This window comes from Plectonema cf. radiosum LEGE 06105 (assembly GCF_015207665.1).
Lineage (GTDB): Bacteria > Cyanobacteriota > Cyanobacteriia > Cyanobacteriales > Nostocaceae > Rivularia > Rivularia radiosa_A.
This window is the reverse complement of record NZ_JADEWL010000315.1, coordinates 1-1,218: the sequence shown is the minus strand read 5'-3', so window position 1 is coordinate 1,218 and position 1,218 is coordinate 1. Positions and strand designations below refer to the sequence as shown.

1 protein-coding gene is annotated in these 1,218 nt (G+C 42.4%); it reads left to right on the top strand.

All coding sequences use genetic code 11. From position 1 onward, the window contains the following. Positions 1-544: 544 nt before the first annotated feature. Positions 545-994 (top strand): hypothetical protein, encoded by a 450-nt coding sequence (locus IQ247_RS32185; protein WP_193926241.1) that lies wholly within the window; start codon positions 545-547, stop codon positions 992-994. The last annotated feature ends 224 nt before the right edge of the window (positions 995-1,218 follow it).

Genomic DNA, 1,218 nt, shown 5'->3' with positions numbered 1-1,218 from the left:
GGATTGGGGATTGGGGATTGGTAATTGGCGGTTGAAACCGCAGCTACACAAACAAAATCCACCTGCGTGGATTTGAAAAAAAACAACCCGCGAAGGCGGGTTTCGTTTGTGTAGCCGCGAATTCTATTCGCCAGGGCTATTTCCTAGGGTGTCCACAGGACATATTATATTCGCCAGGGCTATTTCCTAGGGTGTCCACAGGACATATTATATTCGCCAGGGCTATTTCCTAGGGTGTCCGCAGGACATATTATATTCGCCAGGGCTATTTCGTAGGGTGTCCACAGGACATATTATATTCGCCAGGGCTATTTCGTAAGGTGTCCGCAGGATATATTTATTCATTTTCATCAAAACCCGACTTCTATGATTATGACTACTCCCCCCAAAACAAAACCTCCGAAAAAAATGTAATCCTCAGTATTTTAAATGAAAAAATGAGTAAAAAATCACTTGCTCCATCTATCTTTGAGTGATAACTTTGGAGACAGGAAGCGATAACTAATCGAATCCACTCAAATTAAAACTCAACGCAATCAATACCATGAAATTATTATCTCGTTCTGCATCCATTCTTGCGGGTGTAGCTGCTTTAGCTGCTTTCACATCTTCTCCTGCAAAAGCTGACTCTAGTTTCAGTGCTACTGCAACCTTGACTACTCCTGGTAGTTATACACAGTCTATTTCTGCTGAGTTAACTACTTCAACTGGTGTTATCTACGGTAAACCTGCTGCTCCTGCTGATCCTGCTGCTGCTGGTGTTGTTATTAGCCCCTCAGCAGTAGTAAATTTTACTGTTGGCGCTGATGTACCCGTAACATCTGGAACTGCAACAATAACCCTCAACGCTGGGATTGATGCCACCCAAAAAACTAGTGTTCAGCAAGTAGTAGCGGAGAAACTCGGTGCCATAACAACAACAAACACAGCAGTAGGGTTAGAAGAATACACATCCATACTTAAAGCTGCTGCTGGTGCTGACGGTTTAGAATAATCTGTTTGCTGACATCTAGCACAGCTAATGCAGAAATAAACAGACAATCTAAGAGTTACCCAAAAGTAATGTAAGTAGTCGTGGAAAATTAAATATACATTGTCATTTAGGAGCTTAGGGGAACCGAAGCATTCACTTTTCTGTAGGGTGGATGCTTCACTTCTTATACAATGACGGTTTGAGGAAATTGGCGGTTGAAACCGCGACTACACAAACAAAAACCC

Bases quoted from the DNA above. Each gene is read 5' to 3' on its own strand.
- IQ247_RS32185 (WP_193926241.1), top strand. From the start codon at position 545: ATGAAATTATTATCTCGTTCTGCATCCATTCTTGCGGGTGTAGCTGCT.